The organism is uncultured Formosa sp. (assembly GCF_947500765.1).
In the GTDB taxonomy this organism is placed as follows: Bacteria; Bacteroidota; Bacteroidia; order Flavobacteriales; family Flavobacteriaceae; genus Formosa.
In genome coordinates this window covers 152,176-178,690 of record NZ_CANMTH010000006.1, presented here as the reverse complement: position 1 = coordinate 178,690, position 26,515 = coordinate 152,176, and the positions used below count along the sequence as shown (strand labels likewise).

22 protein-coding genes and 1 other RNA gene are annotated in these 26,515 nt (G+C 30.8%); 12 read left to right on the top strand and 11 right to left on the bottom strand.

The window, feature by feature from the left end:
• Positions 1-23: 23 nt before the first annotated feature.
• The 3 genes from Q1B05_RS12450 (at position 24) to Q1B05_RS12440 (ending at position 4,585) form a co-directional block, all read left to right on the top strand.
• Positions 24-2,081, top strand: a complete 2,058-nt coding sequence (locus Q1B05_RS12450) for a S9 family peptidase (RefSeq protein WP_299781135.1) — start codon at positions 24-26, stop codon at positions 2,079-2,081.
• 74 nt (positions 2,082-2,155) lie between these two features.
• On the top strand, positions 2,156-3,196 hold the full coding sequence (locus Q1B05_RS12445; RefSeq protein WP_299781133.1) for a PLP-dependent cysteine synthase family protein: 1,041 nt from the start codon (positions 2,156-2,158) through the stop codon (positions 3,194-3,196).
• A gap of 132 nt (positions 3,197-3,328) precedes the next feature.
• Positions 3,329-4,585 (top strand): aminotransferase class I/II-fold pyridoxal phosphate-dependent enzyme, encoded by a 1,257-nt coding sequence (locus Q1B05_RS12440; protein WP_299781131.1) that lies wholly within the window; start codon positions 3,329-3,331, stop codon positions 4,583-4,585.
• 67 nt (positions 4,586-4,652) lie between these two features.
• Here Q1B05_RS12440 and Q1B05_RS12435 read toward each other — a convergent pair whose 3' ends face one another.
• Together Q1B05_RS12435 and Q1B05_RS12430 are read right to left on the bottom strand one after the other, a co-directional pair.
• Complete coding sequence (locus tag Q1B05_RS12435; RefSeq protein ID WP_299781129.1) at positions 4,653-5,771, bottom strand: GTP cyclohydrolase; 1,119 nt, start codon at positions 5,769-5,771, stop codon at positions 4,653-4,655.
• A gap of 59 nt (positions 5,772-5,830) precedes the next feature.
• Positions 5,831-6,841 carry a transporter gene (locus Q1B05_RS12430; RefSeq protein ID WP_299781127.1) on the bottom strand — a complete coding sequence of 337 codons (1,011 nt, stop codon included), beginning with the start codon at positions 6,839-6,841 and terminating at the stop codon, positions 5,831-5,833.
• A 113-nt stretch (positions 6,842-6,954) separates the two neighbouring features.
• On the opposite strand from Q1B05_RS12430, the gene Q1B05_RS12425 reads away from it, so the two are divergent.
• The 4 genes from Q1B05_RS12425 to Q1B05_RS12410 are packed head-to-tail and all read left to right on the top strand — an operon-like array spanning position 6,955 to position 12,443.
• Positions 6,955-7,233 carry a DUF4834 family protein gene (locus Q1B05_RS12425; RefSeq protein ID WP_299781125.1) on the top strand — a complete coding sequence of 93 codons (279 nt, stop codon included), beginning with the start codon at positions 6,955-6,957 and terminating at the stop codon, positions 7,231-7,233.
• Between the two features lie 29 nt (positions 7,234-7,262).
• Positions 7,263-9,683 carry a YfhO family protein gene (locus tag Q1B05_RS12420; RefSeq protein WP_299781123.1) on the top strand — a complete coding sequence of 807 codons (2,421 nt, stop codon included), beginning with the start codon at positions 7,263-7,265 and terminating at the stop codon, positions 9,681-9,683.
• A gap of 25 nt (positions 9,684-9,708) precedes the next feature.
• A complete protein-coding gene (locus tag Q1B05_RS12415; protein WP_299781122.1) occupies positions 9,709-10,986 on the top strand; it encodes a glycosyltransferase in 1,278 nt (425 codons plus the stop codon).
• Positions 10,986-12,443 (top strand): polysaccharide biosynthesis C-terminal domain-containing protein, encoded by a 1,458-nt coding sequence (locus Q1B05_RS12410; RefSeq protein ID WP_299781120.1) that lies wholly within the window; start codon positions 10,986-10,988, stop codon positions 12,441-12,443. Before Q1B05_RS12415 ends, Q1B05_RS12410 begins: the two co-directional genes overlap by 1 nt.
• Before the next feature lie 52 nt (positions 12,444-12,495).
• On the opposite strand, the gene Q1B05_RS12405 is transcribed toward Q1B05_RS12410, so the two are convergent.
• On the bottom strand, positions 12,496-13,554 hold the full coding sequence (locus Q1B05_RS12405) for a hypothetical protein (RefSeq protein ID WP_299781118.1): 1,059 nt from the start codon (positions 13,552-13,554) through the stop codon (positions 12,496-12,498).
• Positions 13,555-13,716: 162 nt separating this feature from the next.
• On the bottom strand, positions 13,717-14,289 hold the full coding sequence (locus Q1B05_RS12400) for an NUDIX domain-containing protein (protein ID WP_299781116.1): 573 nt from the start codon (positions 14,287-14,289) through the stop codon (positions 13,717-13,719).
• A gap of 89 nt (positions 14,290-14,378) precedes the next feature.
• On the opposite strand from Q1B05_RS12400, the gene Q1B05_RS12395 reads away from it, so the two are divergent.
• Positions 14,379-15,350: a DUF3667 domain-containing protein gene (locus tag Q1B05_RS12395; protein WP_299781114.1), complete on the top strand. Its 972-nt coding sequence runs from the start codon at positions 14,379-14,381 to the stop codon at positions 15,348-15,350.
• Positions 15,351-15,358: 8 nt separating this feature from the next.
• Here the strand turns inward: Q1B05_RS12395 and uvrA are convergent, their stop codons facing one another.
• The gene (uvrA, locus tag Q1B05_RS12390; RefSeq protein ID WP_299781112.1) at positions 15,359-18,142 is read right to left on the bottom strand and encodes an excinuclease ABC subunit UvrA; all 2,784 of its coding nucleotides are present in this window, start codon (positions 18,140-18,142) and stop codon (positions 15,359-15,361) included.
• A gap of 237 nt (positions 18,143-18,379) precedes the next feature.
• Here uvrA and Q1B05_RS12385 point away from each other — a divergent pair, with 237 nt between their 5' ends.
• The gene (locus tag Q1B05_RS12385; RefSeq protein WP_299781110.1) at positions 18,380-18,964 is read left to right on the top strand and encodes a sigma-70 family RNA polymerase sigma factor; all 585 of its coding nucleotides are present in this window, start codon (positions 18,380-18,382) and stop codon (positions 18,962-18,964) included.
• 214 nt (positions 18,965-19,178) lie between these two features.
• Here Q1B05_RS12385 and nth read toward each other — a convergent pair whose 3' ends face one another.
• Positions 19,179-19,838 carry an endonuclease III gene (gene nth / locus Q1B05_RS12380; RefSeq protein ID WP_299781108.1) on the bottom strand — a complete coding sequence of 220 codons (660 nt, stop codon included), beginning with the start codon at positions 19,836-19,838 and terminating at the stop codon, positions 19,179-19,181.
• A 29-nt stretch (positions 19,839-19,867) separates the two neighbouring features.
• On the opposite strand from nth, the gene bcp reads away from it, so the two are divergent.
• Positions 19,868-20,320 carry a thioredoxin-dependent thiol peroxidase gene (gene bcp, locus Q1B05_RS12375; protein WP_299781106.1) on the top strand — a complete coding sequence of 151 codons (453 nt, stop codon included), beginning with the start codon at positions 19,868-19,870 and terminating at the stop codon, positions 20,318-20,320.
• On the opposite strand, the gene Q1B05_RS12370 is transcribed toward bcp, so the two are convergent.
• Complete coding sequence (locus Q1B05_RS12370; RefSeq protein WP_299781104.1) at positions 20,317-21,237, bottom strand: hypothetical protein; 921 nt, start codon at positions 21,235-21,237, stop codon at positions 20,317-20,319. The two genes, bcp and Q1B05_RS12370, sit on opposite strands and share 4 nt — an antisense overlap.
• 87 nt (positions 21,238-21,324) lie before the next feature.
• Between Q1B05_RS12370 and Q1B05_RS12365 the strand changes: the two genes are divergently transcribed.
• Positions 21,325-22,473: a cysteine desulfurase family protein gene (locus Q1B05_RS12365; RefSeq protein ID WP_299781102.1), complete on the top strand. Its 1,149-nt coding sequence runs from the start codon at positions 21,325-21,327 to the stop codon at positions 22,471-22,473.
• Positions 22,474-22,526: 53 nt separating this feature from the next.
• Here Q1B05_RS12365 and Q1B05_RS12360 read toward each other — a convergent pair whose 3' ends face one another.
• From Q1B05_RS12360 to Q1B05_RS12350, 3 genes are read right to left on the bottom strand one after another with little or no spacing between them, the layout of a single operon-like run.
• Positions 22,527-23,108, bottom strand: a complete 582-nt coding sequence (locus Q1B05_RS12360; protein WP_299781100.1) for a tRNA-(ms[2]io[6]A)-hydroxylase — start codon at positions 23,106-23,108, stop codon at positions 22,527-22,529.
• Between the two features lie 5 nt (positions 23,109-23,113).
• Entirely contained in the window at positions 23,114-23,701 is a 588-nt protein-coding gene (locus Q1B05_RS12355) for a hypothetical protein (protein WP_299781098.1), read from the bottom strand.
• Positions 23,694-25,439 (bottom strand): DNA polymerase III subunit gamma/tau, encoded by a 1,746-nt coding sequence (locus Q1B05_RS12350; protein WP_299781096.1) that lies wholly within the window; start codon positions 25,437-25,439, stop codon positions 23,694-23,696. The genes Q1B05_RS12355 and Q1B05_RS12350 overlap by 8 nt, the downstream gene beginning before the upstream one ends.
• A 147-nt stretch (positions 25,440-25,586) precedes the next feature.
• On the opposite strand from Q1B05_RS12350, the gene rnpB reads away from it, so the two are divergent.
• An RNA gene (gene rnpB / locus Q1B05_RS12345) (RNase P RNA component class A) lies at positions 25,587-25,903 on the top strand.
• Positions 25,904-25,989: 86 nt separating this feature from the next.
• Here the strand turns inward: rnpB and Q1B05_RS12340 are convergent.
• Positions 25,990-26,511, bottom strand: coding sequence for a hypothetical protein (locus Q1B05_RS12340; RefSeq protein ID WP_299781094.1), 522 nt, complete (start codon positions 26,509-26,511; stop codon positions 25,990-25,992).
• Positions 26,512-26,515: the final 4 nt, after the last annotated feature.

Here is a 26,515-nt window from a genome sequence, read left to right as displayed (position 1 = left end):
ATTTAAGAATAAATAAAAAGCATTTGAAAAAAGATATTCAACCCCCAATAGCAAAAAAAATACCCAAAAAATTAATAATTCATAACGATATAAGAATCGATAATTATTTTTGGTTAAATGATAGAGAAGATGATGATGTTATTGCATATTTAAATGCTGAAAACGAATATACCAAACAAAAAATGGCACATACAGAACAATTTCAAAAAGATTTGTTCGAAGAAATGAAGTCTAGAATTAAGGAAGATGATGAGTCTGTACCTTATAAATTAAATGGGTATTGGTATATAACACGTTACGAAAAAGGTAAAGATTATCCCGTTTACACTAGAAAAAAAGATACTCTAGAAGCAGAAGAAGAGGTGATTTTTGATTGTAATGAAATGGCTAAAGGTTTCTCTTATTTTAAGTTAGGAGGTATCTCAATTAGTGAAGATAATACGTTAGCAGCCTTTTCTGTAGATACGGTTAGTAGAAGGCAATATACACTCCAGGTTAAAAATTTAATTACAGGTGAAGTGTATGAAGATAAGATATTAAATACTACGGGTAGTGCAACTTGGGCAAATGACGGTAAAACGTTTTTTTATACACGAAAAGATGAGGTTACATTACGCTCAGACAAAGTATATAAGCATAAATTACATGCAAATTTAGAGGATGAAGAGGTGTTTCATGAAACAGACGAAACCTATAATACATTTGTGTATAAAACAAAATCTGATAAGTATATAGTCATTGGATCTTCTAGTACTTTAACTTCAGAATACCGGTTTGTAAATGCGAATACTCCAGATGAAGAATTTAAAATATTTCAGGAACGTATTCGAGAATTAGATTATGCTATCGCACATTATAAAGATAGTTTTTATGTGATTACAAATGCAGATGGAGCAACGAACTTTAAGCTTCTAAAAACTAATGAAACCCAAACCGAAAAAGCATTTTGGAAAGAGGTTTTACCACACCGTAAAGATGTACTTTTAGAAGATATCGAGATTTTTAAAGATTATTTGGTTGTTAGCGAGCGTGAAAACGGTTTAAATAATATTAGAATCATGAGCTGGGACGGTAAAGAAGATTATTATTTACCATTTAATAGTGAAACATATACGGCTAATACAGGTAATAATCCTGATTTTGATAGTGAATTCTTACGTTACAGTTACAATTCATTAACAACACCAAGTTCTGTTATAGATTATAATTTTAAAACGAAAACCGAAATAGTTAGAAAACAACAAGAGGTTTTAGGAGATACTTTTAATAAGGACAATTATACCTCAAAACGTGTTTGGGCCAAGGCAAGAGACGGAGTTAAGGTTCCGGTTACTTTGGTTTATAAGAAAGATTTAGAAATGAATGGTGAAAATCCATTGTTATTATATGCTTACGGTTCTTATGGAGCAACAATCGATCCGTATTTTTCTACGGTAAGATTAAGTCTTTTAGATCGCGGATTTATTTATGCAATTGCACATATTAGAGGAGGCGAATACTTAGGAAGAGATTGGTACGAAAATGGTAAATTACTAACTAAACTTAATACGTTTTACGATTTTATAGATTGTACAAAACATTTAATAAACGAAAAATATACATCTACCAAACATATGTATGCCTATGGTGGTTCTGCAGGCGGATTATTAATGGGAGCTATTATTAATATGAATCCTGAACTGTATAATGGTGTACTTGCGGCAGTACCTTTTGTAGATGTTGTAACTACAATGTTAGATGATACTATTCCGCTAACAACTGGGGAATATGACGAATGGGGAAATCCAAATGAAGAGACTTATTATAAGTATATGAAGTCCTATTCACCATACGATAATGTAGAACCAAAAGCATATCCAAATATGTTAGTCACTACAGGTTTGCACGACTCTCAAGTGCAATATTGGGAGCCGGCAAAATGGGTAGCAAAGTTAAGAGATGTTAAAACTCATTCTAACCTTCTGCTGTTTCAAACAGACATGGATGCAGGACATGGTGGGGCTTCCGGCCGATTTGAAAGTTTAAAAGAAGTGGCTTTAGAGTATGCTTTTCTGTTGGAATTAGAAGGAATCAAGTGTTAAATAAAAAAAAATGCTTATTTTTGTCAGGTTTTAGTTATTTCATGTGAAAATGAAGTGGCTTTAAAATAGTATTTATGGAACACAAAAATCAAGTTTTTGATAACGTATTGGATTTAGTTGGAAGCACTCCCTTAATAAAGCTAAATAAAATTACGTCTCAATTAAATGGTGATTTTTACGCCAAAGTAGAAGCCTTCAATCCAGGGCATTCTTCTAAAGATAGAATTGCATTATACATTTTAGAGCAAGCAGAAAAACAAGGCTTTTTAAAACCCGGAGATACCATAATCGAAACAACATCAGGTAATACAGGATTTAGTATTGCTATGGTTAGTATTATTAAAGGATATAATTGCATATTAGCTGTAAGTTCTAAATCTTCAGCAGATAAAATTGATATGTTAAGAACTATGGGAGCTAAAGTTTATATTTGTCCAGCAAATGTAAGCGCAGACGATCCCAGATCGTATTATGAGGTTGCTAAAAAATTACATGAAGAAATAAAAGGATCTGTATACATTAATCAATATTTTAATAAATTAAATATTGATGCACATTATAAATCTACTGGGCCTGAAATTTGGGAACAAACGGCAGGTAAAATTACACATTTAGTAGCGTGTAGTGGTACAGGAGGAACAATCTCAGGTACTGCAAAATATTTAAAAGAACAAAATCCGAATATTCAAATATTAGGTGTAGACGCTTTTGGTTCGGTATTAAAAAAATATCATGAAACTAAAGAGTTCGACGAAAAGGAAATTTATCCCTATCGTATAGAAGGATTAGGCAAAAACTTAATTCCTACAGCTACTGATTTTGATGTTATAGATGAATTTATAAAAGTAACAGACGCAGAAAGTGCTCATACAGCAAGACATATTGCTAAAACAGAGGGGCTATTTGTAGGTTACACATCTGGAGCAGCCATGCAAGCTGTTTTACAGCTAGGAGCAGATAACAGATTTTCAGAAAAAGATGTTGTAGTTGTTATTTTTCCAGATCATGGTTCTCGTTATATGAGTAAGATTTATAGCGATAAATGGATGACTGAACAGGGTTTTTTTGATAGTGTAAATAAAAAAACAGTACAAAATATAGAATATATAAAATAATAATAGAGCACAATGTTTTGATTTTAGACACATTGTGCTTTGTTATTAAGTTTGTTAACAACAGAGTTTAAAATTATTATGCCATAATGTCAAAAATGGCTAGTTTTGCATAACATAATATTAGTAGCTTAAATGAAAGATTTATTTGAAAAAATATATAAGGATAAAGGACCTTTAGGAAAATGGGCATCTCAAGCAGAAGGTTATTTCGTTTTTCCTAAAATTGAAGGAGAAATATCTAACAGAATGAAGTTCCAAGGCAAAGATGTGATTACTTGGAGTATCAATGATTATTTAGGATTAGCAAATCATCCAGAAGTGAGGAAGGTAGATGCAGAAGCTGGTGTAGCTTATGGTTCTGCTTATCCAATGGGAGCAAGGATGATGTCTGGTCATACAGATCTTCATGAAAAGTTACAAAATGAGTTAGCTCAATTTGTAAGTAAAGAGGCTGCTTATTTATTAAACTTTGGTTACCAAGGGATGTTGTCTACTATTGATGCTTTAGTATCTAAAGACGACATTATTGTTTACGATGTAGATGCACATGCATGTATTATTGATGGTGTTCGTTTACATATGGGTAAACGTTTTACTTATAAACATAACGACATTGAAAGTCTAGAAAAAAATCTAGATCGTGCTACGAAAATGGCAGAACACACTGGTGGAGGAATTTTAGTAATTTCTGAAGGTGTTTTTGGTATGCGAGGAGAACAAGGTCGTTTAAAAGAAATTGTTGCTTTAAAAGAAAAATATAGCTTTAGATTTTTAGTTGATGATGCACATGGGTTTGGAACTCAAGGTAAAACAGGTGCAGGAACAGGTGAACAGCAAGGTGTTCAAGATGGAATAGATGTCTATTTTGCAACTTTTGCAAAAGCTTTAGCGAGTACAGGCGCTTTTATTGCTGCAGATCAAGAAATTGTAGATTATTTAAAATATAATTTACGTTCTCAAATGTTTGCTAAATCATTACAAATGCAACTGGTTGTTGGGGCTTTAAAGCGTTTAGATATGCTTAGAACCATGCCAGAATTGAAAGCTAAACTTTGGGAAAATACGAATGCTTTACAATCGGGATTAAAATCTCGTGGTTTTGATATTGGTACAACGCAAAGTTGTGTAACACCTGTATATTTAAAAGGAAGTATTCCTGAAGCTATGGCTTTAGTTAAAGATTTACGTGAAAATTACGGAATTTTCTGTTCTATAGTTGTATACCCTGTAATTCCTAAAGGATTAATTTTATTAAGATTAATTCCTACGGCTACTCACGATATTCAAGATGTAAATGAAACATTAGATGCTTTTGAAGCGATTCGTTCTCGTCTAGAAAATGGAACTTACAAACGTTTATCTGCTTCTGTTGCAGCAGCAATGGAATAAAGAAAACAGTTTATTATTTATATAAAAAACCGAAACTTTAAAGTTTCGGTTTTTTTATGTTTTAATTTTATTCTAAATCTTTACGATATGTTTTTCGACGTTTATACGTTTTTGCATCAAAATGTTTCCAAATTTGATGAGATGCATAGTTTTCTTCTAATTCAGGAGTACGAATACAATTTTTAACGCCCATAGGCTTTAAGGTTTCATAGTATTCATTAAAAATAATAGCGGTAACACCCTTGTTTTTATATTTAGGTTCAACTCCAATTAAGTAAAAGGAAACCGTTTCACATTTCTTTTTTGCTTTCAATAAATGTAAAAAACCAAAAGGGAAAAGCTTACCATTTGCTTTTTGTAGTGCCTCAGCAAAAGAAGGCATAACTACAGCAAAAGCAACCATATTATCATTTTCATCCATCACAAATTTTATAAATTCAGGGTTGATAAAGGAGATAAATTTTTTCTTAAAATAGTCTTTCTGTCTTTCTGTAATTTCAACAAAAGAAGCTAATTCTGAATAACTATTATTAAAGAGATCAAACATTTGGTCTACATATGGCATTAAATCTTTTGTTTTGGTAAAATTTAATGGGTGTAAACCATAACGCTTTTTAACTAAATTATTTATTCTCTTGAAAAATTCTGGCTTTACATTAGAAAACGGAAACTTGTTTTCTTGATATTCTTTTTCTTGTATTAAGCCTAATTTTTCTAAATGATTTACATAATATGGGTGATTATACCAAGTAATCATAGATCCAATATGGTCGTAACCTTCAGTTAAAACACCAACTTTATCTAAATTAGAAAAACCAATAGGTCCTTCCATATACTCTAGATTATGCTGTTTACCAATAGTGTTTACTTTGTTTAATAATGTTTTTGTAACTTCTATATCATCTACAACATCGAACCATCCAAAACGTATTTTGTTTTGAGATTGTTTTAAATCTAAACTGTTTATAATTATAGCAATTCTACCTACTATTTTATTATTTTTAAGAGCTACAAATAAATGCGCTTTGGCATTATTAAATATTGGGTTTTTATCTTTGTTAAACACCTCCATTTCTTGTGAAATAATAGGAGGAACCCAATACGGGGAGCCTTTGTAAAGTTCGAAAGGAAATTCTACAAAAGCTTTTAATTCTTTTTTAGTTTGTACTTCTTTTAATATAATCATTTAATGATTTCTACGTATTCAAAAAATTAATAATCTAAAGATTTAGAGTGTCTTAATGGTTAATCCATTTTATATTCTGTTGGTGCTGCATCTTTATTTTCTTCTTCTCCAAATTTATACAACTCTTCATTTTTTTTGCGCTTAGCTTCTTCTTTTGCAGATGTTCCATTGTCTTCTGCAGTTACTTCTTTGTCTTTGTGTAAATCAATACGATAAGATGCCCCAAAGTTAACACTAAACACGGTAGGCGTATCTTTAACATTAAAGGTTACAGCGGTATCGAATTGTAAATTTTTGTCCCATAAATATGCACCACCTATACGAAATAAATCATCGGCATAAAAATCATTTTTTATCCCTTGGTATTCTCCAAAAGCTACCCATTTTTCATTAAATCCATGTGTTAATGTAAAAATATATTGCAAGTCTGATGCACTAGTACCATAACTATCTTCCATTCCAATTCGGTTTTTAGCTAAATTCATGACAAAAACCCATCCGTTTGCAAAATTATGTTGAGTGGCTATCGATACCTTAGGACTAAATCCTTCAATACCATATGGTGTGTACGGATTAAATTCTGTATCGTAATTTGCTCCAACATATATCGAAACCGCAGGAATTAAACGGCTCCATTTAAATTTTCTATTTGCTTTCCAACTGTACAGATTTGGTTTGTCTTCGCCTGCTTTTTTATTCGGATCGTAAACTAAATATTTTGCTCCCATAGAAAAGTACTTCATATTAGAACGGTCAATTTCAGTATCTACATCAGAACCGTAATATGTTTGTGTATCATTTTGAAAAGTTCCATCTACAATAATTTCTAAAGGTTCCCATAATAATCCATAACGCGCTGCAAAATCTACACCACCACCGCTAACATCGTAATCTAGAGTTTCATGTTTTTCTTTAACATAATAAGGACCAGCTTCTAGTTGTATTACATTAACACCTACAGCATATGCACTTTTAGAGACACCAGGGCGATTAGAATTGATAACATCTGTGTATTGTGCGAAACAAAAAAAAGGTACGGCACATAAAATTAAAGCGATATAGGTTTTCATAGGTTAAGTACTTTGTGGTATTAGCCTCCAAATATAGAGATTTTATATTTTTTTTATCAATTTACAATTCATTTTAAAGTATAAGAATTGTATTTTTGTTAAAAACTATAATTATGCTTCAATACGCTTCGGCGCCAGGTTTAATGAGAACGATATTAATAATTTTATTGATTTGGTTTGGTGGAAAGATACTTCTAAGACTTTTCGCTCCTTTTATTATGCAGTTTTTTGTGAAAAAAGCCGAAGAAAAATTTGGATCACAATTCAATCCTAATCAACAAAAACGTCAACAATCTCAGCCTGAAGGAGAAGTCGTTATTGATAAGATGCCTAAACAAGAAACTTCAAATAAAAATGTAGGTGAATATGTAGATTACGAAGAAATTGATTAATTTTCACAACCATAGATTAATACATATTCATGTCATTTTCAATTAAACGATTTCTACCACATTTATTAGTTTTTATAGGTTTTGTAATTATTTCACTTGCCTATTTTAGCCCTGTTTTAAAAGGAAAAGAAATTTTTCAGAGCGATATCATGCATTATATTGGTATGTCTAAACAGCAAAAGGACTTTAAAGCCCAAACAGGTGAAGAAACTTATTGGACCAACAGTGCTTTTGGTGGTATGCCAACGTATCAATTAGGGGCAAAATATCCTCACAATTATATAAAAGAATTAGATTTAACGATTCGGTTTTTACCAAGACCTGCAGACTATTTATTTTTATACCTTATAGGATTCTATATACTTTTACTAACTTTAAAAGTCGATTTTAAACTCGCAGCTTTAGGTGCTTTAGCTTTTGGGTTTTCTACTTATCTAATAATAATTCTAGGTGTTGGTCATAATAGTAAGGCGCATGCCATTGCATATATGCCTTTAGTATTAAGTGGAATTTTACTAACTTTTCAACGAAAATATATTGCAGGGTTTTTATTAACTACGGTTGCTATGGGGCTAGAATTGGTGGCTAATCACTACCAAATGACCTATTATTTAATGCTTCTTGTATTAATTTTAGGTATATCTTATTTAGTAGATGCTTATAAAAAGAATGAATTACGTTCATTTTTTAAAGCAGTAGGCGTGCTGTTAATTGCTGTAATCTTATCTATTGGATTAAACGCAACTAATATTCTTGCAACTCAAGAATATGTAAAAGAGAGTACACGAGGACAGAGTGAATTAACTATAAATGCAGATGGTTCTCCAAAAGAGATTACAACTGGTTTAGATAAATCGTATATTACCGAATATAGTTACGGAAAATTAGAAGCATTAAATTTATTTATTCCTAGAATTTTTGGAGGCGGTAGCCACGAAGACGTTGGGACTGATTCTGAATATTATCAGTTTAATTTAAAACGTGGCGCTACACCATTACAAGCAAGACAAGCAGTAAAACAAACACCAACATATTGGGGAATACAACCTATTGTTGAAGCGCCTGCATATGTAGGTGCAGTTATTCTTTTTCTATTTGTATTAGGGTTATTCCTTGTAAAAGGGCGTAAAAAATGGTGGTTAGTTGGAGGAACTGTATTGTCTTTATTATTATCTTTTGGAAAACATTTCGGATTACTTACAGATTTTTTTATAGACTATGTTCCAATGTACAATAAGTTTAGAGCGGTAAGTTCTATACAAGTAATATTAGAATTATGTATTCCTGTTTTAGGAACTTTAGGTTTGGTTGAATTATTTAAAGTTACAGAATCTAATGATGAAAAATTAAAAGCATTAAAATTTTCGGTTGGTATTACAGCAGGTTTAACGGTTATATTATTACTATTAAAATCTACTCTGTTCGATTTTGTAGGAGGAAATGATGGATATTATGCTCAAAATTACGGACAAGAATTTATTGATGCTATTCGTGCAGATCGTGAATCTATGTTTACTCAAGATGCATTAAGAACCTTAGTCTTTGTATTACTTTCCTCGGCGGTTATCTTTATGTTCTTAAAGAAAAAGTTTTCTGAAACACTTGTTATTGTAAGTTTCGCAGTTTTAATTTTATTCGATTTAATTGGTGTAGATAAACGATATGTTAATAACGATGATTTTAAATCGGCCATGCAGATTAATAAACCTTTTCAACCTAACGCAGCCGATTTACAAATATTAAAAGACACCACGCATTTTAGAGTTTTTGATATTACTTCTGGAGCAGCAAGAGCATCATATTTCCATAATTCATTAAATGGTTATCACGCAGCTAAATTGGGTAAATATAATGAGGTGTTCGATTTTTATATTTCTAAAAATAATATCAATGTGTTAAACATGTTGAATGCTAAATATATTATTGCACAAGACGAAAAAGGCGCTTTTTTTCCTTATGAAAATACAGATGCAAATGGAAATGCTTGGTTTGTAAATCGTGTTAAAACGGTAGAGTCTGCTAATAAAGAAATACAAAATCTGGATAGTTTAGATACGCGCCATGTTGCTGTAACGACTTCAAACGCTATAAAATACATTAAGAATGTTGTAGATTCTACAGCATCAATTCAGGCAATTAAGTACAAGCCAAACTATATTAAATATAAGTCTACTAACTCTCAAAATGGATTTGCTGTATTTTCTGAAATATATTATGCCAATGGTTGGGATGCTTTTATAGATGGAAATTTAGTGCCACACGAACGAGTGAATTATATTTTACGTGGCTTAGATATCCCCGCAGGGAAACATATTATTGAATTTAAATTCGAACCAAAAGTTATTAAAAAAGGAAGTAATATAGCTTTAGCAAGTTCTATAGTTCTCGGGATTTTAATGCTAATTGGGTTGTTTTTTGGATTTAAAAAAGTGTCTTCAACTAAAGACTAAATTTTATTTAATCAAATGTTTTACAATGAAAAAAAATGTGCTTATCGTGACCTATTATTGGCCTCCAGCAGGTGGACCAGGTGTGCAACGATGGCTTAAATTTGTAAAATATTTACCCGAATTTAATATCAACCCGATTGTTTATGTTCCAGAACATGCAAATTACCCATTAATAGATGAGAGTTTGTTAGAAGATGTTCCTTCTAATTTAACGATTTTAAAAACACCTATAAAGGAGCCTTATAAATTAGCACGGTTATTGTCTGGAAATAAGACAAACACAATAAGTAAAGGAATTATTGCAGAAGCTACAAAACAGAGTAGCGTAGAGCGTTTGATGCTTTATGTACGTGGTAATTTTTTTATTCCTGATGCTAGAAAATCATGGGTAAAACCATCTGTTTCTTTTTTAAGCGATTATATTTCTAAACACGATATAGATACTGTAATTACTACAGGTCCTCCGCATAGTTTACATTTAATTGGTTTAAAATTAAAAGGAGATTTGAATATAAAATGGATTGCAGATTTTCGTGATCCTTGGACAACTATTGGCTACCATAAAGAATTAAAATTAACAGCTGCTTCAGAAATAAAACATAAAGAATTAGAGTCTCAAGTATTAAATACAGCAGATGCTATTATTGTAACAAGTAATCCGACCAAAAAAGAATTTGAAGTAATTACTAATAAACCCATTCATGTGATAACAAATGGTTATGATACCGTGAAAACTGTAGATTTTTCATTAGATAAAAAATTTACTTTATCACATATCGGGTCGTTGCTTTCTAAACGCAATCCTAAAGTATTATGGCGTGTTTTAAGTGATTTGGTAAATGAACGTAATGAGTTTGCTCAAGATTTTCAGCTTAATATAATAGGAAGTATTGGCGAAGATGTTTTACAATCACTAGATAAAATTGGTTTAGGAATGTATATCAATAATTTAGGGTATGTATCTCATTTAGAAGCTATTAAGTTTCAAAAACAATCGCAATTATTATTACTTATTGAAATAGATTCTGAAGATACTAAATGTATTATTCCTGGTAAGTTATTTGAATATATGGTATCTAATCGCCCAATACTTGCTATGGGACCAGAGGAATCTGATGTAGAAGAAATCTTAAAATCAACTAATACAGGACAATACTTTTTATACAATGATTATAGTGGTTTAAAACAAACAATTTTAAAACATTATAAAGATTTTAAAAATGGAAATTTACAATCTCACCCTATAGGATTACAAAAATATTCTAGGCGATCGCTTACAGAAGTACTTTCAAAAATAGTATAATGGGAGTCGTTATAAATCAATCCATAAAAAACACTATAATCACTTATTTGGGGTTCGGATTAGGTGCTATAAATACGTTGTTTTTATTTACGCGTTTTTTAAGTGATGAGTATTTTGGTTTAATTACTTATATTTTATCTACAGCAAATATACTAATGCCATTAATGGCATTTGGAGTTAATAATACCATTATAAAGTTCTATTCTACGTTTAGAACACGTCAATCTCAAAACACATTTTTAACCTTAATTCTATTCTTACCTTTAGTTATAATCATTCCTTTTGGAACTATAGGATATTTTGCCTTTGATGCCATAAGTACATGGATTGCTAACGACAATGCATTGGTAAAAGAATATGTGTGGCTAATTTATATATCGGCTGTTATTTTTGCTTATTTTGAGGTATTTTATTCATGGGCAAAAGTACAAATGCAGTCTGTTTTTGGAAATTTTATGAAAGAAGTATTTCATAGACTAGCAACTATGTTTTTACTTTTTTTATTGTATTTAGAGGTAATTACAGTAGATGAACTTATCCTTTTAATTGTTATAATGTATGTTATAAGAACGTGTATTATGATGGTTTATGCTTTTAGTGTTAAACGACCTACACTTAAATTTACAAAGCTTGCAAAATTATCAGATATCCTAAAATATACCACCCTAATTATTGTTGCGGGTTCTGTAGCAAATATTATTTTAGAGATTGATAAGTTTATGATTGGGTTTTATAATATTCTAGAAAACGTAGCATACTATAGTGTTGCTATTTATATTGCTTCTGTAGTTGGAGTACCTTCTCGCGCTATGCACCAAATTACAAATCCGCTCACAGCTAAGTATTTGAATGAGAGGGATAAGGTGAGCCTTAAAGAATTATATCAGAAATCGTCTTTGAATTTATTTATAATTAGTGGCTTTATTTACTTATTAATTGTATTAAATATCAATGAATTATATAAATTAATTCCAGAACAGTTTGGTAGTGGTATTCTGGTTGTATTTTTAATTGGTTTAGCTAAATTATTCGATAATCTTCTAGGGAATAATAATTCTATTTTATTTAATAGCGATTATTATAGAATAGTCTTAATTCAGGGCATATTTTTAGCCATTATATCGGTGTTATTAAACATCTATTTTATTCCTCATTATGGATTAAATGGTGCGGCTTATGCAACATTTATTTCAGTATTCTTATATAATATTATTAAGGTTTCTTTTGTGTATCGAAAATTTGGAATACTTCCGTTTTCAGAAAACACACTAAAAGTTTCAATACTTATTTTTATAAGCACAATGGCTTTTTATTTCTGGGATTTTTCATTTTATCCGATTATGAATATCGGTTTAAAATCACTAATAATAGGATTAGTATACGGAGGAATTTGCTATTATTTTAATTTATCTGAAGAGATTACAAAACTCCTAAATAAGATTTTAAAAAGAACATAATATAAAAATCCTGCAAAATGCTTTAAGTAAACTATTTTGCAGGATATTTATTTTAACTTCTTTGTCTAGTATTAGTAGAAGATCTTTCAATAGTTGTAGAGCTGTTTTTAGAATCAGATCCTCGTTTTGTAGTCGTTGGTTTTACTTCTTTAGAACGTGTGCTGGTACTAGTCTTAGCTTTGCTTGTATTTTCACTGTATCTATTGTTATTTGTTGTACTTCTTTTTGTACTATTACTCTTATTTTTTGATGTTTTAGTATTCGACCTTGATGTATTTTGTCTAGTTGAATTACTACTGCTAACTCTATAATTTTTATTTGAATCTACATTATTCGTTCTACTAGATGTATTTGCAGATCGGGTTCTAGTCGAATTAGTTGTATTATAACGAGGACTATTATTATTAGAACTTGTTCTAGTACTATAATTTCGGGTTGTAGAAGTCCTTGAACTGTTATTATAGTTGCTGTTTTTAGGTTTTTTATATCTGCTAGCAACAGGTCTTCTGTTATTTTTATAAGGTTTTACATATGTTCTACGTACAGGACTATAATGTTGTCTATAAGGCGTGTTATATACAACACGATAATTTTGACGCGGAGCACGGTAGTAATTATGCCATGGTCTGTATATGTACCCTATATTATATGCATTTATATAACCAGAGTAATGTGTATATGCATAATTGTTATAATAAATATTCATATTCCCAATATGCGATACTAAACCATAGCTATTATAATTAATAGCTATATTTCCTGCCCCTACAATACGGCCGTAATAATCGTAATAAATGGGTACATTTTGAATTTGTATAATTGCTCCATATTCGTCGTATTGCACATAAGGATTATAATTATACCCCGTATTAAAACTAAACTGAACATTAGGCGAATTAAAAGCAATATTTATATTTTCGTTTACACCTAACATATAGAAGTCGAATTGGCCATCTTGAAAGATTGAAAATTCTACACCTTGTTCTGTAAATATAAAAGACTTTAGTTTTTTGTAATTATTCGACTGTGTTTCAACAGTAGTATATGTCGTTGCTTTTGTCGTTGGAATAACGAAAAAGATTAATAATAATAATGTAAAAAATGATTTCATAGTTCATCAATTTTTTGGTTCGTACTGAGTTTAATACAAACAGCGTGCCAAAAAATGAAATATTATTGAATTAAAATTGATGAAACCGAGTTTTTATTAATAATAATATATGAATATTAGTTTGTTTTTTCTGAATTTAATAATGTTGTATAAGGTTTAATATTATTTATTTAGAAGCATCCATTGTAAAGCAACTATGGTTTTTGCATCTTTAAAAGCATTTGCTTTTAACTTACTTTTTATTTCAGATATAGGAAATTTGATTAATTGTATATCTTCTTGTTCAGTATCTAATCCGCCACCTTTAAATTTTTTATCTGTCGAATTTACTTCAGCATAAAAAGCATGAACTTTTTCAGAACTTCCTCCTGGCGAAGAAAAATATTCTCCTATAGATTCCATGTTTTTAACTTCGTATCCAATTTCTTCTTCAACTTCACGTCTAGCACATTCCATAGGGTCTTCTTCAATTTCCATACAACCTGCAACAATTTCTAGAAGCCAACCATCGTAATCGGGATGCGTAATTGTTGGATATCTAAACTGATTAGTTAATAATATTGAATTTGTATCTTTTTCAACCAAGAGAATAGCAATAGCACTGCCGCGATCTAAACACTCTCTAACCACTTTAATTTGTTCATCACTTTTAAAGGAATCGTGTAAAATTGTTGCTTTTTTTATTTTGAAAAAATCTTGATAAACAATATCTTCTTTAACTATAGTATATTTCATGAGTGGTTTTTATAAGGTACTAAGGTAATTAATTATAAGATATTTTAAAAAGTTACTTATCTTCACTTTTTATATTTTTAATTCCATTTATGAGTAAAACCTGTAAAAATTGCGATTTTAGTTTTGATGATGCATTTAAGTATTGCCCAAATTGTGGGCAGAATTATCATGAAGAATTAACGGTTAACGATATTTTTAAAAATACGATTAACAATTATTTTTCAGTAGACGCTCGTTTTTTTAAAAGCTTTTTTCCGTTACTATTAAAACCTGGATTTTTAGCCTTACAATTTGTTGAGGGAAAACGATTAAAATATTTAAACCCAGCTCAGTTTTATTTGTTTGCCAGTGTGGTATTCTTCTTTTTATTTTCTTTTCAAGTTAGTAAACAAGAGCAACGTATAGATGCAGAAGTGCAGCAAAATTTTAATACAATGGATGCGCTTATAGAAAGAGATTCTTTGCAAGTTAATAAAGATGGCATTGAGATTCTTGAAAGGCAATTTAATAATGGTAAAAAAACAAGATTTAATAAGTTTACTTTAGATTCGTTAGTACAAGCAGGGGCTTCAGGAAATAAGGTCTTAAAAGGTTTAGGAGTAAATTCTAATGCTAGTACTTTTGAGAAAAAGTTTTATTTGCAAGTATTTAAATTTTATAAAAATAAAAGTAGTGCTTCATTAATAGACACATTTTATAATTATGTTCCTATTTCATTATTTGTGTTACTACCTATATTTGCTTTCTTTTTATACTTGATGCATTATAAAAAAAGACATTATGCAGAGCATTTGGTATTTAGTTTGTTCTATTTCTCATTTCTATTTATAATGTTTAGCTTCTTTACAGTCGCTCACTTTTTGGTTGAATTACCTTCTTTCTCTAACCAACTTATATTAGTGTTAAGTTTTGTGTATTTGTATTTTGCAATCCGTAAATTTTATAAGTCTAGAAAACGAACAAGTTTTATAAAAGCTGCGGTAATTTCGATAGTATTTATATCTCTAGTTATTCCTGTAGCTTTTGTTATTATAGGTACAGCAGCTTTTCTATTTTATTAAATAATGTTTTAAATTTTATCTTTTAGGTATTTTGCGGTTACGCTATTTTTGTTTTTAACGAGTTCTTCTGGTGTTCCAAAAGCAACAATTTCACCACCGTATTCACCACCACCTGGACCAAGATCTATAATGTGATCTGCACATTTTATGAGTTCTAAATTGTGTTCGACAACAATTATAGAATGTCCTTTTTCTATTAAAGCTCTAAAAGATTTTAGTAATTTTTGAATATCATGAAAATGCAACCCTGTTGTAGGTTCATCGAAAATGAATAATGCTTTTTCTTTTGTATTTCCTTTGCCTAAAAATGTTGCCAGTTTAATACGTTGCGCTTCACCACCAGATAGGGTAGAAGAGCTTTGTCCTAAAGTAACATAACCTAAACCAACATCTTGAAGTGGCTGTAATTTATTTTTTATTTTGGTTTCTTTATATAAATCAAAAAATGTGATAGCGTCATCTATAGTCATGTTTAAAACATCGTCTATAGATTTATCTTGAAAAGTTACTTCTAAAACTTCCTTTTTAAAACGCTTTCCATGGCAGGTTTCACACTGTAAATGTACATCGGCCATAAACTGCATTTCTATAGTCACTTCACCTTCACCTTTACAGGTTTCGCAGCGTCCGCCATCTACATTAAAAGAGAAATGTTTGGCTTTGTAATCACGTATTTTACTTAATTTCTGGTTGGCGTATAGATTTCTAATATCGTCGTATGCCTTTACATAAGTTACCGGATTAGAACGCGACGACCTACCGATAGGATTCTGATCTATAAACTCTATATTTTTAATGGTACTGTAATTTCCTTTTAATTCTGAAAATTGTCCTGGTTTATCTCCAAATCCTGTCAGTTCTTTTTGGATGGCAGGATATAATATCTTTTTAACTAATGTACTTTTTCCACTACCAGAAACACCTGTAACTACGGTTAACATGTTTAAAGGAAATGTAACGTTTACGTTCTTTAGGTTGTTTTCGCGAGCTCCTAGAATTTCTATTTGATATTTAGACGTAATACGTTTTTCGGGTACTTTTATTTCCATATCGCCATTTAAATACTTGGCGGTTAAAGATTCTGATTTAAGAATATCTTCATATGTCCCTGTAGCTACAACTTCACCTCCAAAAGTTCCTGCTTCTGGCCCTATATCTATAATCTCGTCTGCAGCTTGCATAATGTCTTCGTCGTGTTCTACTACAATTACAGTGTTTCCTAAATCACGTAAGGCTTTTAAAACATCAATTAAACGCTCCGTATCTTTTGGGTGTAATCCAATGCTAGGTTCATCTAATATATACATAGATCCGACTAAACTACTTCCTAAAGAGGTCGCTAAATTTATACGCTGACTTTCTCCTCCAGACAACGTGTTTGAGCGTCTGTTTAATGTTAAATAATTAAGCCCCACATTAGATAAAAATTCTAATCGACTATTAATCTCTTTTAATAATCGATTTGAAATTTTTGTATCATTTTCATTCAATTCTAACTGATTAAAAAAAGCAGCTAGTTTATCGAAAGGTAATTCTACTAAATCAGTGATGGTTTTACCTCCAATTTTAACGTAATTAGCTTCAATACGTAAACGTTTACCCTGACAGGTTTTACATTTGGTTTTTCCGCGATAACGTGAAAGCATCACACGATTTTGAATTTTATATGCTTTAGATTCTAGCTCTGCAAAGAAACTAGATAAGCCTTCAAAGTATTGATTACCATTCCAAACGAGTTGTTTTTGGGCATCAGTTAATTCAAAATACGGCTTATGTATGGGGAAATTAAATTTATGAGAATTATTTACTAATTGGTCTCTAAACCAACTCATGCTTTCGCCTCTCCAAGGAAAAATAGCATTTTCGAATATTGAGAGTGCTGTATTCGGAATGACTAAATCGTCGTCTATGCCAACAATATCTCCGTAACCTTCGCAAGTAGGACAAGCACCATATGGATTATTAAAACTGAATAAATGTACATTAGGTTCTAAGAATGTAATACCATCTAATTCAAAGTTATTACTAAATGTACGTGTATTATTATTGCTTAATGCCTGAATAGAACAGGTCCCTTTTCCTTCGTAAAATGCAGTCTGAATAGCATCTGCCAAACGGTTAAAGAAATCTTCATTATCTCTAAAAATAATTCGGTCTACAACCAATTCAATAGTTTCAACTTTAACACCTTCAGGGGCATCTTCAATTCTAATAACGTCTTCATTAATTTTGATTCTGGCGTAACCTTGTTGTTTTAAAGCATTAAGTTTATCTTTTAGTTCACGACCTTCTTCAAGAATAATAGGAGCAAGGAGTAGGAGTTTGTCTCCGTCTTGAAATGTTTTTAAATATGAAATAACATTTGTAACAGTGTCTTTTTTAACTTCGTGTCCGGAAACAGGTGAATATGTACGACCAATTCTAGCAAATAACAATTTTAAGTAATCGTAAATTTCTGTTGTAGTACCAACTGTTGATCTTGGGTTGGTAGAATTTACTTTTTGTTCAATAGCAATAGCAGGTGCTATACCTTTTATATAATCTACTTTAGGTTTATTTAATCGACCTAAAAATTGTCTGGCATAACTAGACAAACTTTCTACATAACGGCGTTGTCCTTCAGCATATAGTGTATCGAAAGCCAAACTTGATTTTCCAGACCCCGAGAGCCCTGTAATAACTACAAGTTTATTTCTAGGAATCACGACATCAATATTTTTGAGATTGTGCAATTTTGCACCTTTTATAATGATGTTTTCTTTAGGATTTACTTCAGAAAGGATCTTGCTCATAGCTGTTTTTAAGTATAGTGTACAAAGATAACATAAGTATGTCAGCTTAGAAAATAGATTGTTGTCCTTTAAAATGTTAAATAAATTATAAAAAAAACTTTGTGATTTGTTTAAGAATATTTATATATTTGAAATTAATAATTCTTAATATATACAGCCTATACTGCACAATTACTTTTAAACATTTTAACCTACATTAAGAAGATCTACCTTCTTTTGTTTTAAAAGGAATTGATTATGCAAAAAGAACTTATTACTGATGCTGTATTAGTAAACAATTACATACAAGGAAACGAATATGCTTTAGAAACTCTTATCATAAGGCATAAACAGAAAATTTACAGTTTTATTTATTCTAAAGTTTTTGATAGAGATGTGGCTGAAGATATTTTTCAAGACACTTTTATTAAAGTTATAAATACCCTTAAAATGGGTAATTATAATGAAGAAGGGAAATTTATTCCTTGGGTAATGCGTATTGCTCATAATCTTGTTATAGATCATTTCAGAAAAAATAACCGTATGCCTAAATTTGATAATTCTGGTGAGTTTAGTATTTTTTCTGTTTTAAGCGATTCGTCTTTAAATGCCGAAAAACAAATTATAAAAGATCAAGTAGAATCTGATGTTAGACGGTTAATTGATGAATTACCAGCAGATCAGAAAGAAGTGATTTTAATGCGTATGTATAATGATATGAGTTTTAAAGAAATTTCGAACAAAACTGGAGTTAGCATAAATACAGCCTTAGGAAGAATGCGTTATGCACTAATAAATATGCGTAAAATTATAGAAAAACATAATATAGTTTTGGTTAATTAATACAATAAAGTAAATAAAAGTCCGTTATAATATAAATTTAAAAATATTATAGATGGCTAAACTTTACTCAAAGACTTCATGTCAAATTAATTTAAATCCCAAGAAAGAAACTTTAAAATTTCTTTTTGATTACTCTAAATCATTACACGTTGTAGATTGTAATAAGCAAAAGTTTAAAATTAGCATAAATTAAATCAAAAAAGTCCTGAATTTATCAGGACTTTTTTGATTTATAGTATTTATCGATTTCAGATTTCCGACCAATAGCTTTTGTAATAATGTCTTTGTCTAAATCCCAACCACGCGCTGGAGAATATTGGCGACCATACCAAATAATTTGTAAATGTAAATCGTTCCATAAGGCTTCAGGAAATAAACGTTTTGCATCTTTCTCGGTTTGAACTACATTTTTTCCATTACTTAAATTCCATCTATACATTAACCTTTGTATATGTGTGTCTACGGGAAAAGCAGGGATACCAAAAGCCTGAGATAAAACTACAGCTGCTGTTTTATGCCCTACGGCAGGTAACTCTTCTAATGCTTCATATGTTTTAGGAACTTCACCATTATGTTTATCTATTAAAATCTGTGATAGTCCATGAATACCTTTACTTTTCATAGGCGATAAACCAACAGGTCTAATAATATCTCGTATTTCTTCAACAGTAAGTTTTACCATATCGTACGGGTTATCTGCTTTAGCAAATAAAAGCGGAGTAATTTGGTTTACACGAACATCTGTACTTTGTGCAGACATTAATACAGCAATAAGTAAAGTATATGGATCTTTGTGATCTAAAGGAATAGGAATTTCAGGATATAAATTTTTTAATGTATTTATAACGAACTCTACTTTTTCTTGTTTAGTCATTATTGTATTTTTGAATAAATTTAAAAAATATGACAACTTTAAAAATAGGAGACAAAGCTCCAGATTTTTCTGCAAAGGATCAAGATGGCAATATAATTTCTTTAAACGATTATAAAGGTAAAAAATTAGTAATTTTTTTCTATCCAAAAGCAAGTACACCAGGTTGTACGGTTGAAGCTTGTAATTTAAGAGATAATTTTGAGCGTTTTCAAGCCTTAAATTATGAAATTCTTGGTGTTAGTGCCGATAGTGAAAAACGCCAAACTAATTTTAAAATAAAACACAAATTTCAGTATCCTTTATTAGCCGATGAAGATAAAACTGTTATTAATGCTTTTGGTGTTTGGGGACCTAAAAAATTTATGGGACGTGAATACGATGGTATACACAGAACAACTTTTGTAATTAATGAAGACGGAATTATTGACGATATTATCTTAAAAGTAAAAACAAAAGCACATGCAGACCAAATTTTAGATTAAAAATCTGGTGTTACGTAACGTTCAGTTTCTGTATCATCATCATCTAAAGTCCCTAAATAAAACACATCCTGACTCACACCAGGTAATTGAATATTGGTAAGTACCGTTGTTACCTCATAAGATTGCTGTATGGTGTGTTGTCTATAGGCTGTTGCAGAAACAGTGGTTGCAACATCTGGATTTAAATAATCTGCACCTACACTGCTAAATGTTATATCGTTAGCAGGGTTTTGGTCTTGTGTTTTGTTTTCTTCATCTCGTGTTAAAACGCCATCGCCATCATCGTCCGGATCTAAATAATCAGGAATTCCATCGCCGTCAGTATCTAAAGAGTCTACAAAATCACCATCATCTTCATCATAGTTAGGAGATTCACTACTGGTTTTAATATTATCACCATCATCATCATCATCTAAATAATCTGGAATACCGTCTCCATCGGTGTCTGTAGGGTTTGTACTCGGATCATCATCACCATCTAAATTTTCATCTTCAACATCAGCAGGAATACCATCGTTATCGTCTTCAGTTAAAATAGTTGTAATCGTAGCCTCTCCAGAAGTACTCTCTAAATCGGTTATTATTGTAACATCGGAAGATGGCACATCGTTACAGAAATAATCTGAAGCATCTGCATCATATGCACGATAGTTAAACGGATTTGAAGAACTAATATCTATAGTCGTTATAAGGGTATTGTCGTCTTCTACTTCTAAAAGATCTGCTAAGGTAAGTTCTGGATCTGTAATCTGTAAGGATAAAGATTCATATGGATCATCTTTAGTATTAAAAAATACTAATTCACCACAGGTTTCATATGTACTGTCAAAATCAAATTCGGCAGTAATAACATCACCATCGTCACAAGACAATACAGAGAATAAACTTAAGCAGAGAATAAACGATAACTTACGCATAGAAATTAGTTTAGAGACAAAAATAATGATTTGATAAATTATAAATAGACTTATTGAAAATAATTTTAATTGAAGTAAATTTGCGATATGAAAAAGGTATATTTTGATAGTGCTGCAACTTCTAAAATTAGAGAAGATGTTATTGTGAAAATGACAGATGTAATGACTGAAATTTATGGAAACCCGTCTTCTTCGCACAGTTTTGGACGAGCATCTAAAACCGTTGTTGAAACAGCTAGAAAGACTATAGCCAAGGAATTAAATGTAACTGCTGCCGAAATTTTCTTTACTTCTGGCGGCACTGAAGCCGATAACTTAGTTCTTTTAAGTGCTGTAAGAGATTTAGGAATCACACGGATTATTACGTCTAAAATAGAGCATCATGCTGTATTACATACAATAGATTTTTTAGTTAAAAACTATAAAATTGAAGTGAATTATGTCCCTTTAAATGTTAAAGGAAATGTTAATTTTGAAGATTTAGAGACTTTACTAAGTCAATCTGAAGAAAAAACGCTTGTAAGTTTAATGCATGTAAATAACGAAATAGGATCCATTTTAGATCTTAAACGTGTAGCCAAACTCTGTAAATCTAACGATACACTTTTTCATAGTGATACCGTACAATCTATTGGACATTATAAATTAGATTTACAAGATATTCCTATAGATTTTATAGCATGTAGTGCTCATAAATTTCATGGGCCAAAAGGTGTTGGATTTGCTTTTATTAGAAAACATTCTGGAATTCATGCAACCATCCATGGAGGCGAGCAGGAGCGTGGTTTAAGAGCTGGGACAGAATCTGTGCACAATATTGTTGGACTCGAAACGGCTTTTAAATTAGCATATCAAAATCTAGAATCTGAGCGCAGAGAAATTATAGTTTTAAAAACATATTTTAGTTCAGAGCTTAAAAAAGCTTTTCCTGAAGTGACTTTTAATGCAGATTCGTCAAATATAGAAGATAGCGCATACACGATATTAAATGTGTGTTTTCCTTTTGAAGCCAATAAAACACAATTGCTTTTGTTTCAATTAGATTTAAAAGGAATAGCATGTTCTCGAGGAAGTGCTTGCCAAAGTGGAAGCCAGAAAGGCTCGCATGTTTTGGCAGAAATTTTGAATACAGACGATTTTAAAAAACCATCTATCAGATTTTCGTTTTCTCATTATAATACAAAAGAAGAAGTCGATTATGTCATTGAAGTTTTAAAGGAATTTGCTAAGAAATAAATAAAAAGTCCCCCTAAAAACTAGTTTTTAGGGGGACTTTTAAATGTTTTTAATTATCCATGAATTGTTTCTCTTTTACTTAAATCGGCCATAATTTTAGCTTCAAATTCTAAAAGGTTTTGCCATTTTTCATTCACTTCATCTTTATTTCCGTATTGTCGTGCAAAACCTAGAAACATGGTGTAATGGTTGGCTTCACTAACCATTAAGTTTCTATAAAACTCGGCTAATTCTTTATCTTTTAATTCTTCAGATAATAATCTAAAACGTTCACAGCTTCTAGCTTCGATTAAAGCGGCATACAATAAACGGTGTACTAATTGAGTTGTTCTACTTCCGCCTTTAGGGAAAAATGTAATAAGTTTAAGTACATATTCATCTTTTCTATCACGACCTAAAACCCAACCATTTTCTAGTATTTTGTCGTGAACCATTTTAAAATGACTAATTTCTTCTTTCACTAAAGCTACCATTTCTTGAACTAACTCGGTATATTCTGGAAAACTAACAATTAATGAGATCGCTGTGCTTGTTGCTTTTTGTTCGCAATAAGCATGATCGGTTAAAATGTCTTCAACGTTTTTTTCTACAATATTTACCCATCTAGGGTCTGTTGGTAATTTTAAGCCTAACATACTCTTTAAATTTTAGTTGTTGTTTCAGTAATTTTATAATCTCCAGTTTTAGAAATTGTAAGTAAAAAAGATTTGTTTTCCTTAGCGTCTTCTGGTTTTCTGTATAAAATATTTAATAATACAGTATCTTTAGAAGCAACATGATCGTCGTCTATCCAAATGCTTTTTAATATATATGGCTGAAGTGTTTCAGGTGTTCCTTTTATATTATTAATTATAAAAGCTTTAGAGATGGTATGATCGAAAATATTTTTGTTTTCAAATGCTATTGAAACATCAGAAATAGCATTTCTATAGAATGTTTTAATATTTAAACTATCCTTAATTTTAGATTTAAGAATATTAGATTTCATATCCGAATACGTCTTTATGTGAACTTTATATCCAGTATGTAAAATAGTATCTGTTACCGTTTCAGAAAAGCTTTCAGGAACGTAATTTATGCGTTCAGAAAAAGATGTAAGCATATCTTTTTCTGTTAATATTTGCTTTGGATCCTGGCGTGATTTGTCACGACCATCACAACTTGAAAATGTGATAATTATTAGTAAACTTAAAAAGTAAATACTGTTTTCAATACGTATTTTAAACATCTAGATCGAAAGTTTTTCTTAAAAGTTCTAAGCTAGGATTTTTATCGCACATTTTTTCAAATTTTTCGCGAGGTGTATAAGCGTACTGCTTTTCTTTTTCTTCATTAATTTTAATGTCTAAAGTCACATCAAAATTATTTAAACGTTTCCGTATAAAACTCATTAAATGAAACTGACTTCTTTCAACTTCAACTTTATTCGTTTCATTAGGAAATACTACACTTATAGTTGTTTTTTCTTTTAGTTTAGGTGTGTCTATAGATAAAATTGAAGCTAAATTGTGTTTACCCTCTACCTCAAGAACACTTACAAAATCTTTCCATGCGGTTTGCATGTCTTCCTCTGTAAAGTTATCTGTAGGCAAATTGACTTCATCATAAACAACTTCGTTTTGTTTAATTTCATGCTCTTTTTTAGCACGAATACTTCTTAAGGATAATCCAGAAGTACGTTTGTTGTCCTTGGATAATACAATTTTTGGAATCGTTGGATCTGAAAATTCAGATGTCACTGTTTTTTTTGCGACAGGAGTTGGTTTTGAAGCAACTTTTATAGGTGTTTCATTAACAGCTTGATTATTAGTGTTAACAGCAACTGGTTTATTTACAGGAATAGGGGTTATGCCTTTGGCTCTGAAATAAGATGGCGGAATTATGAACCGTTTGCTATTTTTTTTTTCTCCATCAAAAGTGATAGAGGCAAGCTGCATGAGGCAAAGTTCGACTAAGAGTCGTTGGTTTTTACTGGTCTTATACTTGAGATCGCAGTCGTTGGCAAGTTCTATACCTTTTAGTAAAAAAGCTTGAGGCGATTTGTTAGCCTGTTCCAGATATTTTTGTTTCGTTTCTTCTCCTACTTCTAAGAGTTCTACGGTTTGTGGTGTTTTACAAACAAGTAAATCTCTAAAATGAGATGCTAAGCCAGCAATATAGTGCTGACCATCAAATCCTTTAGATAAAGTTGTATTAAGTTGTAATAATAATTGTGGAATATTATTATCTAAAATAAAATCAGTACTCGTAAAGAAGGTTTCGTAATCAAGAACATTTAAATTTTCGGTTACGGCTTGTCTTGTTAAATTTTTTCCAGAAAAACTAACTACACGATCAAAAATTGAAAGTGCATCACGCATAGCTCCATCTGCTTTTTGAGCGATAATATGTAATGCATCATCTTCTGCGGTGATTCCTTGTTCTTCAGCAATATATTTTAAATAATTTTTAGCGTCTTTTACTGTAATACGTTTAAAATCGAAAATCTGACATCTAGATAAGATGGTAGGAATGATTTTATGTTTCTCTGTAGTTGCTAAAATAAATATACAGTGCTTTGGTGGCTCTTCTAAAGTTTTTAAAAAAGCATTAAAAGCTGCTTGAGATAACATGTGGACCTCGTCAATAATATAAACTTTATATTGACCTATTTGTGGTGGAATTCTAACTTGATCGGTTAAATTTCTAATATCGTCTACAGAGTTATTAGAAGCAGCATCAAGTTCAAACACATTAAAAGCAAAATCTTCATCTAGATTATCACTTTCCTTACTATTAATCATTTTAGCAAGTATACGTGCGCAACTTGTTTTACCAACACCACGAGGACCTGTAAATAGAAGTGCTTGTGCTAAGTGATTATTTTCTATAGCATTCAATAAAGTATTAGTAATGGCTTGTTGCCCAACTACATCTTTAAATGTTTGAGGTCTATATTTACGAGCCGATACTATAAAATGTTCCATAGAAATACTTAGAACAACAAAGTTAAAAATTCGAGCTATATTTTAAAGGCATGGCTGTTAAAATTAACATGAGTTATTAACAATTTTCTGAAATTTAATAAGAGTAAGTTTTATAGTATACAATGGTATTTATTGTATTTTTGTACACAAGTAATTCGCCTTATCGCTATTCTATTTATAGAGTGGAGGAAAGTCCGGACACCGTAGTGCAACATAGTGGTTAATGGCCACCAGTCGTGAGATTAGGAAAAGTGCAACAGAAAGTATGTACAGGTAATGCTGTAGTGAAACCAGGTAAACTCTATGTGGTGCAATGCCATGTATACCAACGTTTGAGGGCGGCACGTCCAATTGTTGGAGGGTGGGCAGCTAAAGTGTATTAGTAATAATACATTAAGATAAATGATAAGGGCTTTTTCTTTTTAGAAAAAGTACAGGATTCGGCTTATAGATTTACTTAAAATAAACAAGCCCTTTTTTAGTTTATAAAAAAGGGCTTTGTTTTCATTATGGTTGGTTTGGTTATAAAAAAATAACGGTTGGTGTTTTATTATTTGTCTTCTTCTAACGCTTCTTCTAAGTTGTCTAATTTTTCTGAGGCTAATTCTTCAAAAGCACTATAGCTAGGTAAATTATCCCAAAAGCTGTATTCTTTTACAATTTTTCCGTCTTTAAATAAAAATCTAGAAATAATTGGCACATGAATTTCTTTATCACTTCCTTTTAAAGTGCCTTGCCAGTGTGCCCAACTATTAACCCATTTTTCGCCTTCATCATTTATAATCATTTCACATTTAATGCCTTCTTTAAATGTATAGTCTGCTAAATATACACGACCTTCTTTTCCTTCTTTAACAACATCTTCAATAGATTTAGATTCAAAAGAATTTTCGAAAATCTCAGCACCTTCAACATATAAGTCCTTTAAAGCTTCATAATTACCTTCTTGAAAATATTGATGTAACGTTTTAATAGTTTCAATTTCAGGAGATGATTTTGTATACTGTTTTACAGGTTCTTTACATGAAAACATTAAAGCTAGAGAAAAAGCGAACAAAAAAAGTTTTTTCATAATT